Annotated in this window: 8 protein-coding genes; 2 read left to right on the top strand and 6 right to left on the bottom strand. The window is 68.4% G+C overall.

Annotated elements, in window-relative coordinates; genetic code table 11:
• On the top strand, nt 1-580 hold a 580-nt coding region (locus FJ108_10795; protein MBM4336384.1), incomplete at its 5' end, for a CoA pyrophosphatase.
• Here FJ108_10795 and FJ108_10790 read toward each other — a convergent pair.
• From FJ108_10790 to FJ108_10765, 6 genes are all read right to left on the bottom strand, one after another.
• Nucleotides 564-953 (bottom strand): hypothetical protein, encoded by a 390-nt coding sequence (locus tag FJ108_10790; GenBank protein ID MBM4336383.1) that lies wholly within the window; start codon nt 951-953, stop codon nt 564-566. The genes FJ108_10795 and FJ108_10790 overlap by 17 nt on opposite strands.
• Nucleotides 950-2,074 (bottom strand): hypothetical protein, encoded by a 1,125-nt coding sequence (locus FJ108_10785; protein MBM4336382.1) that lies wholly within the window; start codon nt 2,072-2,074, stop codon nt 950-952. The genes FJ108_10790 and FJ108_10785 overlap by 4 nt, the downstream gene beginning before the upstream one ends.
• Nucleotides 2,064-4,421: an endopeptidase La gene (lon, locus tag FJ108_10780; protein MBM4336381.1), complete on the bottom strand. Its 2,358-nt coding sequence runs from the start codon at nt 4,419-4,421 to the stop codon at nt 2,064-2,066. Before lon ends, FJ108_10785 begins: the two co-directional genes overlap by 11 nt.
• A gap of 115 nt (nt 4,422-4,536) precedes the next feature.
• On the bottom strand, nt 4,537-5,055 hold the full coding sequence (locus FJ108_10775) for a BON domain-containing protein (protein ID MBM4336380.1): 519 nt from the start codon (nt 5,053-5,055) through the stop codon (nt 4,537-4,539).
• Between the two features lie 137 nt (nt 5,056-5,192).
• Nucleotides 5,193-6,569 carry a glutamate--cysteine ligase gene (locus tag FJ108_10770; GenBank protein ID MBM4336379.1) on the bottom strand — a complete coding sequence of 459 codons (1,377 nt, stop codon included), beginning with the start codon at nt 6,567-6,569 and terminating at the stop codon, nt 5,193-5,195.
• A complete protein-coding gene (locus FJ108_10765; GenBank protein MBM4336378.1) occupies nt 6,566-7,888 on the bottom strand; it encodes a DUF84 family protein in 1,323 nt (440 codons plus the stop codon). Before FJ108_10765 ends, FJ108_10770 begins: the two co-directional genes overlap by 4 nt.
• Here FJ108_10765 and FJ108_10760 point away from each other — a divergent pair.
• Complete coding sequence (locus tag FJ108_10760) at nt 7,323-8,993, top strand: dicarboxylate/amino acid:cation symporter (protein ID MBM4336377.1); 1,671 nt, start codon at nt 7,323-7,325, stop codon at nt 8,991-8,993. The two genes, FJ108_10765 and FJ108_10760, sit on opposite strands and share 566 nt — an antisense overlap.
• Nucleotides 8,994-8,997 lie beyond the last annotated feature (4 nt).

Raw genomic sequence — 8,997 nt, 5'->3', positions numbered from 1 at the left:
CCCCCGCATGCGGATCGAGGCGCACCGCCCCGCGCTGGCAGCGCCGACCTCCGAGCCGACGATGCTGGCCGCCGTCGCGTTGGTCTTCCATCAGCCGCGCGGCGGGGAGCCCGAGCTGCTCTTCATCGAGCGCGCCCGAAAGGAAGGCGACCCGTGGTCGGGGCAGATGGCGTTTCCGGGCGGGCGGCGAGATGCGGTCGACCCCGACATCGCGGCGACTGCCGCGCGCGAGACGCTCGAGGAAGTCGGGTTGGAGGTCGGATCCCCGTTCGGACGGCTCGACGACTTCTCCGGCACCCGCAACCCGCGCGTCGCGCCGCTGGTGGTCTCGCCCTTCCTCTACGAGGTGAGCGAGCGGCCGCGGCTGCGCCCGAACGTCGAAGTCCAGTCGACGGTCTGGATTCCGGTTCCGTGGATCCTGCATCCCGACTCCGCCTACGACTATCGCTTCGAGCGCCCGGAGTACGAAGGCACGTTCCCGGCGATCCGCTACGACCGCTACACCGTTTGGGGTCTCACCTACCGGATCCTCGGCAACCTGTTCTCGGTGCTGGGACGCGAGCTCAGATCGGGGGAGTGACGCTCACCAGGAAGACCCGAAGCGACGCGATCGTCTGGGCGAAGATCGCCCCCAACGCGAGCAGCGCGGGTTTGCGCGCACCCTCGGCCCAGTAGCGCCGCGCATACACGCTCGCGACCACGAAGTTCAGGTACGGAATCAGCGCCGTCGCCGTGAACAGCAGACCCCAGCCGAAGCTTCGCCGCGCCGCGAGGATCCACAGCCAGATTCCCGCGGTGAGCAGCGCGCCCAGGCTCGCACCCAGAAGCAGGAGATCGAGCGGCCGGGCACCCGCGCCGCCGAGCGCGAGGATCACGAGCGACGTGGAGGCGCCGAACGCGAGCAGCAGGAACGCCTGCCAACCCTCTGAGAGAGCGTGCCCGGCTTGCGTCACTTCGCGCGCTCCTTCAGGGTCGGATCGGCGGTCGCGCCCACGCGAAACAGATCCAATGGCGCCGTGCGATCCAGGACCTCCTCGGGCGCCTGTCCGCGGGCCCGCGATAGCTCGCGAATTCCCGTGTCGATGCCGCGTACCGCCTTTTCGAGCGCCCGCGGCACCGACTCTCGCTCCGAGAGCGCGAGCCCGTCCGCCACGGCCAGGGAGTTCGCGACTCCCAGCACGTATCCGAGCAGGTCGGCGGCGCGCGCCGCGGGAAGTTTCGCCAGCGCCTCGCCGAGCAGCGTGCCTCGGAGCTGTCGCGGCAGAGTCGTGACGTCGACGAGAGCGCGTTCGGATGTCGGCGGTACCCAGTCGGTGACGCGATCGGCCGGCAGCGGCCGATACACGCGCATCGCCTGCTCGACGTCCGGGAAGCCGAGATCCTGAAGCCGGTTCGTGCGCCAGCGGAGCGCGTACTCCTCGCACTCGCTCGGGCTCTCGAAGAGCAGCCCGTAGACCAGCCGCCAGTAGAGCGGCTGATCCTCGGAGAAGAGCGCGTGGGAGATCTCGTGGACGCGGTGGGGCGAGGCGTCGGGCGCGGTCCCGAAGTAGACGACACCATCCGGTGTGAAGTAGCCGATCGGCGGCTCCTGCTCCTTGGACACGACCGCGACCTCGGCCTCGGCGCGCACCGCCAGCAGCAGGATCTCGAGGTCGATCTCCTGCAGCGCCTTGATCAGCGTCGGTCTCCCGGCTTCGATCAGCGCGTCGAGCCACTCGTGCACCCGCTCGACCTGGAGCTCCGAGCCGACCCAGCAGTCCAGATCGAACGCCGCGATCCTCTGCGCGGGGGTCGCGAGCTCGAGCAGCCAGGCGGCCTCCGACATTCCTCCCGCGCGCACGGTCTGGACCAGCTCGGCTTCGGGCAGGAGCGGCACGACATCTTCGGGATGCTCGACGAGCATCAGGAACTCGCTGCGCACCTCGAGCCGGAGATCCTGGCAGGCGCTCGCCTGGGCCTCGACCGACATCCGCGCGGCCGCGGCTTTCGCGGCAGCCTTGTCGCTGCGCGCGAGCCGAAGCAGCTCGGCGCCGGAGAGGTCCGCGGAAAGCGGATCGGGTCGCTCATCCGCCAATGCCGGGAATCGCCTCGCGCACCGCGTCGATCGACTGATCGAAGAGGTGGATCTTGAACGCGGAGAGCACCTCGGGCGGAACGTCCTCGAGGTCCTTTGCGTTGCGGCTGGGCAGAATCAGCTCCTTGATCCCCGCGCGGTGGGCGGCGAGAACCTTGCCCTTGATACCACCGACCGGCAGAACCTGCCCGCGCAGCGTGATCTCGCCAGTCATGGCGAGGTCGCCGCGCACGGGCTTTCCCGAGAGCAGGCTCGCCAGCGCCACGATCATGGTGATTCCTGCGGAAGGGCCGTCCTTCGGGGTGCCGCCCGCGGGCACGTGAACGTGGATTTTCGTCTTCTCGAAACAGTCCGGATCGATCCCCAGGGCCTCGGCATTCGTCCGCACGTAGGAGAGCGCCGCCTCGACCGACTCTCGCATGACGTCGCCCATCTGGCCGGTGAGGTTCAGCTCCGGCTTGCCTTCCATTCGGGCCGCTTCGACGAAGACGATGTCGCCACCGACGGGGGTCCAGACCATTCCGGTCGCGACTCCCGGCCGTTCGTTTCGCTCCGCGACCTCCTGCGTGAACTGCGCCGGCCCGAGAAGCCTCGCGAGGTCGGCCGGGCCGATCTGCGGCGCGCCCTTTCCCTCCGCGATCGCGAGCGCGCACTTGCGCACGAGCGACGCCACCTGGCGCTCGAGACTGCGCACGCCGGCTTCGCGCGTGTAGCCGTCGATCAGGCGCAGAAGCAGTTCGTCGCCGAACTCGATCGAGCCGGGCTCGAGACCGTGCTCGGAGAGCTGGCGGGGAAGCAGGTGGTCGCGTCCGATTCGGAGCTTCTCGCGCGCGGTGTAGCCGGGCAGCTCGATGATCTCCATCCGATCGAGAAGCGGCGCCGGAATCGTGTCGATGCGATTGGCGGTCGCGATGAAGAGCACCCGCGACAGATCGAACGGCAGCTCGACGTAGTGGTCGGAGAACGCCGAGTTCTGCTCGGGATCGAGCACCTCGAGCAGCGCGGAAGACGGGTCGCCGCGGTAGTCCATTCCGACCTTGTCGATCTCGTCGAGGATGAAGACGGGGTTCCGCGTTCCCGCCGTCCGCAGGTTCTGCAGCACGCGCCCGGGCAGCGCGGCGACGTAGGTGCGGCGGTGACCGCGGATCTCCGCCTCGTCGCGCACGCCGCCGAGCGAGCAGCGCACGAACTTGCGGCCCATCGCGCGCGCGATCGACTTGCCGAGCGACGTCTTGCCGACGCCTGGCGGGCCGACGAAGCACAGGATCGGCCCCTTCGGATCGGGGACGAGGTGCCGCACCGCCATGTACTCGAGGATCCGCTCCTTCACCTTCTCGAGATCGAAATGGTCCTCGTCGAGGATGCGCCTCGCGTTGGCGAGATCGAGATCGTCCTCGGTCTCGGTCTTCCAGGGCAGATCGAGAATCCACTCCACGTACGTGCGCGTGACCGAACGCTCGGGCGAGTGCGAGGGCATTCCCGCCAGGCGGTTCACCTCGCGCTCGGCCACCTCGCGGACTTCGTCGGGAAGGTCCGCAGCTTCGAGCCGCTCGCGCAGCTCGTCACCCTCTGCGGACTGCTCGTCCGCCTCGCCCAGCTCCGCTCGGATCTTGTGCAGCTGCTCGCGCAGGAGCTTGCGACGCTCCGCCTCGCCGATCTCGCCCGCCGCGCGTTCCGCGAAGGACTTCGACACCTGCGCGATCCGGATCTCGCGCATCAGGTACCGCATCAGCGTGCGGAGCCGCGCCAGCACGTCCTGCTGCGAGAGCAGCTCGATCTTCTCCTCGACGGGCATCGCGCCGTTGAACGCGATCACGTCGGCGAGGCGCGCGGGGTCGTCGAAACGATCCAGGATCTGCGCGGCCTCGTCCGGGATGTCTTCGCGAAGCTCGACGAGCTCCTTTCCGAGCCGCTGAACGGTGCGACGCGCGGCCTCCGCCTCCGAGGTGCGATCGAGCAGATCCGGAAGAACCTCCGTCTCGGCCTCCTGGAACTGCCCGACCTCGGTGAAGCCGAGAAGTCGCACGCGCGCCAGTCCGACCGCCACCACCGAGAGACCCGAGCCGGTGTCCGCGAGGTGCACGATCTTCGCAAGAGTCCCGACCGGGTAGAGATCCTCGCGACGCGGCTGCTCGGTCTCGGGGGTTCGCTGGGTGACCACGACCAGGAAACCGCCGCTTCGAGCGGCCTGTTGGACTGCGGCGAGCGACTCCTTGCGGCCGACCGACAGCGGCAGCGTCACGCCTGGAAAGATCACGGTATTGCGCACCGGCAATACCGGAACGCGAACGGGCACTTCCACCCGCTCGCCGCCGATCTCGACCGAGGTCGTCTCGCCTTCACTCATCGTGCGGGCAACGCTAGAGCCATGCCGGTCTCGGTCAACTCCAGGCCTGAAAACGAGAAGAGCCGCTGCCTGGCGGCAGCGGCTCTTCCGCAGCGGATCTCGGTCGCTCGCGCGATCAGTAGTCGAGATCCTCGTAGTTCAGCGAATTCACGCAGGGCACGCGCTTGATCAGATTGATCAGCGAGCCGGCCTGCGAGTAGTCCTTGAGACCGCCCTTCACGACCAGGTTCCGGTCCTTGATCTGGATGTCGATCTTGCGCCTGGCCTGGGTCAGCTCCTCGTCGTTGCCGATCTCCTTCTCGACCTTGGCCATGACCGTCTCGTCGGTGGCGGCGCTGCAGTCCTCGACGTTGCCCACGCGGATGCGGTTTCGGACTTCCTTCACCCCGCGCATGCCCTTGATGATCTCCTCGGCCTTCTTGCTGTCCTCTGCCGTGGCGACGTTGCCGGTCATCATCATCATGCCGCGCATCGACTTCACGGTGACTTCCATCATTCCGGGCACCTTGTAGAGATCCTTCCCGGCCTTCAGCTCTCGCTTGAACTCGGCCTGGCTCTGGGCCGAGGCCTGCACGGCGAACCCGACGCAGAGAGCGACTGCGATAGCGAACACGGCGCGCACGGACCGATTCATTTGGACTGCCTCCGAAGTGGGTGCTTGGGTGCCCGATATCGGGCCCAGCGTTGAATCGGGCCGTAGCCTATCGGACGCTGCTCGCAACGGTCAACCGCGATTGGCTTGGGCATCTCGATTCGCCAGATCCGACAGAGTCAGTACTTCGCGTATTCGATCAGCTTGGGAATCGCCTTCTGCCACGGCCCGTTCCAGCTCTCGAGCACCGCACGCGCCGGGCTGCTTCCGCGCCCGACGACGGCCTCGAGCGGCTCGAGATGGATCGACTCGTCGCGACCCGCTGCGTCGAGCACGGCCTGTCGGGCCAACCCCGCTCTCGAGAGCGCGAGCAGCTCGCGCGCGACGTCCAGCACCGTGGCGTCGGGGGCTCTCGCCTGCAGTCCGGCTCGCGCAACCTCGCCGTGCAGTGCGAAGACCTGGTCGTGGGTCCAGGCGTGGATCCGCGCGAGTCCGGCCTCTAGAGCGGTCTCGTCGTAGAGCAGACCCTTCCAGAACGCGGGCAGCGCGCAAACCGCCGCACCAGGGACGGCATCGGTCCCGCGAGTCTCGATCACGCGCTTCAGGCGGACCTCCGGGAACAGTGTGGTCAGGTGCACGTTCCAGTCCGCGAGCGAGGCGCGCATTCCGTCCCGGCCGTTCGTCAGGAATTCTCGGAAGGTCTGGCCGTGGGCGGGAATGCTCCGTCCGTCGCGCACGATCAGGAACATCGGCACGTCGAGCGCCCACTCCGTGTACGCGCGATAGGCCGTGCCAGCGCCGAAGCTCGCCTCGAAAGCAAAGGGCAGCAGGCTCCAGCGGTCGTTGTCGGTGTGGCGCCAGATCCAGGCGCGCCAGGACTCGAATCCGTTCGGACGGCCCTGGCTGATGCCCGAGTTGGCAAAGAGCGCGGAGGAGATCGGCGAAGCCGCGAGCGCGAGCCGCAGCTTCTTCGCGGCGTCGGCCTCGCAATCGAAGTCGAAGTTCGCCTGCACTCCCGCCGTGGCGTGCATCATGTGCAGGCCGAGCTCGTCGCGCCGTCCGAGGTACTCGCGCATGATCGCGTGCCGCTCGCGAGGCATCCGCGGCATCTCGTCGATACCGGCGATCGGGTGCACGCCGAGGCCGAGCCAGATGATTCCGAGCGGGGCCGACACCTGATTCACCAGCGCGATGTGCTCGCGGAACTCGCGCACCGTCTCGTGGATCGACGCGAGCGGCGCGCCGGACAGCTCGAGCTGACCGCCGGGCTCCAGCGTGATCGTGCTTCCATCGCGCTCGAGTCCGACGAGCATGCCGGCGTCGAGCAGGGGCTTCCAGCCGAATCGGCTGGAGATCGCCGCGAGCAGCGCGCGGATCCCGCGCTCGCCCTCGTACGGGACGGGGCGCAGACTCTGCGCGTAGAGCCCGATCTTCTCGTGCTCGGTGCCAACGCGCCAATCCGCACGCGGCGTCTCGCCTTGGCGGAAGAAGTCGACGAGCTGCTCGACCGCCTCGATCGGATGCTCGAAGCGCGGGTCGTCCCGCGTCAAGCTCATGTCGGCGCTCCCGCGCACGGCGCGTACCGGTAGAGGTCTGGATGAAGCCAGCGGACGAACGCGCACACGACGGCCTGAGCGCCATACTCGGCGCGAGTCAGGACTCCGCCGCTCAGTCGGCCGATGTTGCCAGCTGCGCTGCCCGGGTCGGAGAGACCCGCCGGCGCGCGATAGAGCGAGTCGAACGCGTCTCCGATCGGCGTGCGCTCGGTCGCCGTCGCGAGGCGGACGCACTCCGGCGGGTAGCTGAAGCCCGCCGTGAATCCGACCGCCTCGCGCGCCCCGTCGTAGAGCACGCAGCAGCCGATGTTCACCCATCCGATCGCCGCGTCCGGGACCGGAATCAGGCCGTCCTCGATTCCGGCCGCGAGGTCGCACGGACCGACGCGATGAGCACCGCGCGCGCGGCTGCGCGCGCCCGCGATGATCTCCGCCCAGCCGAGCGGCTGCGCGTCGACGCCGCTCGGGATCTCCGCCGATTCCGTCACGACGCTCGCGAAGAACGGGGCGAGCCCGCTCCGCACGGCCTCGAGCTTGGCGGGATTCCGGCTACCCACGCGCACGAGAACGCTCGAGTTCAACCGCCCGACGCCTCGCGCAAGAGCTGCTCGATGCGATCCTCGAGCGCCTTCTCCACGACGTCGCCGCGCAGCGGCGCCTCGTGGCACGGTCCCTCCTGCTTGCCGCGCTTGAACGGTCCCACCAGGCGCACCTTCCCGGAATCCTGCGCGATCGCGATGCAGAGCAGCTCGAATCTCCCGCGACTCACCCGAAACTGGACGCTGTCGACATGCTTCTCGTCCGGCTCCACCGCGGAGACCTCGAGGTTCCCCAGGTAGGGCGCGCCAAGCTCGCGCGCTCGCTCGCGGAACGCCTCGACGGCGTGGAAGGCCTGGTCCCGCAGCAGGCGCGCGGCGTCGTCCACCACACCGATGCGCTCGGCCAGGCCCGGGTCTCGAGACGCAAGATCCTCTGCCAGCTTCCGGAATCGCGCTCTGTCCATCTGGCGAGTGTATTTCATTCGGGCCGCCAGGATCGCGGCGGTATACTCGCGGCGCTTTGAACGGCTCGAAGGGATGGCTGGCGATCGCGACGGCGCTCGGCGGCTTCGCAATCGCAGGGATCGCCGGGCACTCCGCGCTGGCTTGGGCGTGCTTCGCCGTGGCCCTGCTCGTCTTCTGCCTGTCGACGCCCGTCTCGCTCAATTGGCAGATCGCGATCGCGACGCTGCTGGGTGTGGCCTTCGGTCGAGCGGTCGGCGCGGGGCTCCTCGACGCCGCCGCCTCCGACGCGATGCAGAGTGTGGGAAAGCTCTTCATCGGGCTTCTGAAGATGCTGATCGCGCCCATGATCCTGCTCTCCATCGTGCACGGAATCGCGAGCATGGGAGGGGCGAGGCAGCTGGGCCGCCTGGGCACGCGCACGCTCGCGCTCTACCTGCTTACGATGGTGCTGGCTGCGGGCACGGGTCTCCTGCTCGTGAACCTGGTGCAGCCGGGAGCGGGCAGCGCCCTCGCGCAGAGCGAGTTCTTTCGCGAGGCGGTCGGTGCGGTTCCGGCCGCGCCGCAGGGCCCTCCCGGGCTCGGCGAGTTCCTGGTCGCGACGGTCTCTCAGATGACCTCGAACCCGATCGCCGCGCTGGCCGAGGGAAAGATCCTTCCGATCGTCCTGTTCGCGATCCTGCTCGGAGTTGCGTTGCTCGAGCTCGGACCGATCGGCGCGTCCCTGATCGCCACGCTCTCCGGCGCGTCGGCGGCCGTGATGTTGATCATCAGCTGGTTCGTTCGCCTCGCGCCGGTCGGGATCTTCGCTCTGATCGGGCATCTGGTCGCGACCGTGAGCTTCCGCGTGATCGTCGACAACCTCGCCGCGTTCTCGGGTGTCGTGATCTTCGGAACGCTCTTTCACGCCGTGGTTACGCTTCCCGCGATGGCCTGGTACCTGGGTGGGATCAGGCCGCTGGCTCTGTTCCGGGGAATTCGTGAAGCGCTCGTCGTTGCCTTCACGACCAGCTCGAGCACGGCCACGCTCCCGGTCACGACCCGCTGCGTAGAGGACGGACTCGGCGTTCCTCCGCAGATCTCGAGCTTCGTGCTGCCGCTCGGCGCTACCGTCAACATGGACGGCACCGCGCTCTACGAAGCCGTTGCGGCGCTCTTCGTGGCCGCCATCTACGGAGTCGATCTCGGCTTCGGCGGTCAGCTCGTCGTGTTCGTGGTCTCGATCGCAACGGCCATCGGCGCTCCCGGAATCCCGAGTGCCGGCATGGTCACGATGGTCATCGTGCTCGAGGCGGCAGGCCTGCCCGGCGAAGCCGTGGGTCTGCTGCTCACGATCGACCGCTTCCTCGACACGTTTCGCACGATGGCGAACGTGGAGGGCGACGCCGTCGTCGCCGCAATCGTCTCGCGTCAGCTCGCCTGACGCG

This window comes from Deltaproteobacteria bacterium (assembly GCA_016875225.1).
Lineage (GTDB): Bacteria > Myxococcota_A > UBA9160 > SZUA-336 > SZUA-336 > VGRW01.
The sequence above is the reverse complement of the archived record's forward strand: the minus strand, read 5'-3'. Positions and strand labels throughout refer to the sequence as shown.

Coding starts and splice junctions, on each gene's coding strand:
- FJ108_10765 (MBM4336378.1), bottom strand. CDS start 7,888: ATGAAGAGCTTTCCCACACTCTGCATCGCGTCGGAGGCGGCGGCGTCG.
- FJ108_10770 (MBM4336379.1), bottom strand. CDS start 6,569: ATGAGCTTGACGCGGGACGACCCGCGCTTCGAGCATCCGATCGAGGCG.
- lon (MBM4336381.1), bottom strand. CDS start 4,421: ATGAGTGAAGGCGAGACGACCTCGGTCGAGATCGGCGGCGAGCGGGTG.
- FJ108_10775 (MBM4336380.1), bottom strand. CDS start 5,055: ATGAATCGGTCCGTGCGCGCCGTGTTCGCTATCGCAGTCGCTCTCTGC.